This window comes from Protofrankia sp. CiT1 (assembly GCF_917627335.1).
In the GTDB taxonomy this organism is placed as follows: domain Bacteria; phylum Actinomycetota; class Actinomycetes; order Frankiales; family Frankiaceae; genus Protofrankia.
The window spans coordinates 2,907-3,514 of sequence record NZ_CAKJTP010000273.1 but is presented as its reverse complement, the minus strand read 5'-3'; the positions used below and the strand labels follow the sequence as shown (position 1 = coordinate 3,514).

The 608-nt window shown below is 62.8% G+C and carries 1 tRNA gene; it reads left to right on the top strand.

Going from position 1 to position 608, the window contains the following annotated elements:
• The first annotated feature begins 516 nt into the window (after positions 1 to 516).
• Positions 517 to 589: transfer RNA gene (locus tag MJ785_RS21385), tRNA-Arg, on the top strand.
• The last annotated feature ends 19 nt before the right edge of the window (positions 590 to 608 follow it).

Genomic DNA, 608 nt, shown 5'->3' with positions numbered 1-608 from the left:
GCACAGACCCCACCCGCATCCTGGTCATGCATCCGTCACATACCCCATCAATAGTCGCGAACTCATCGCACGATCAGATGATCGCATGATCCAGACATCCACAACCAGTCAGACAGCGTGGACGCGAAGATGCCCGGACTGTGACCGTCATGGCCAAGGCAATCACAACGAGCAACGCGGCCTGCGGGCCCGCCAACGCCGCGAGACCTCCGACGAGAGGCGGACCCAGAAGCCAGCCTACAGAGCCGAGGCCGATGCCCGCGGCGAGCGAGATTCCCGCGGCCCTTCCACGGGTAAAAGACGCTCCAGCCCACCGCATCCTCTCGGACAGAGGCTCGACAGGCAGATCAGACACAGCGGCACCAGCTGGCGGCCATGACATCAATGATCAATAATGACCGACCAGCGAGCCGCGACCAGCGAGCCGCGCCGACCAGCACCACACTGATGCCCGCTCGGAGATCATCCGCTGGTGTTGTAGTCTTGCCCAGTCGGTCCGCTATGGTGGTCCGACAGGCGCTCGTAGCTCAACGGATAGAGCACTTGACTACGGATCAAGAGGTTGGGGGTTCGAGTCCCTCCGAGCGCGCGCCGGTTGAGGCAGGTCA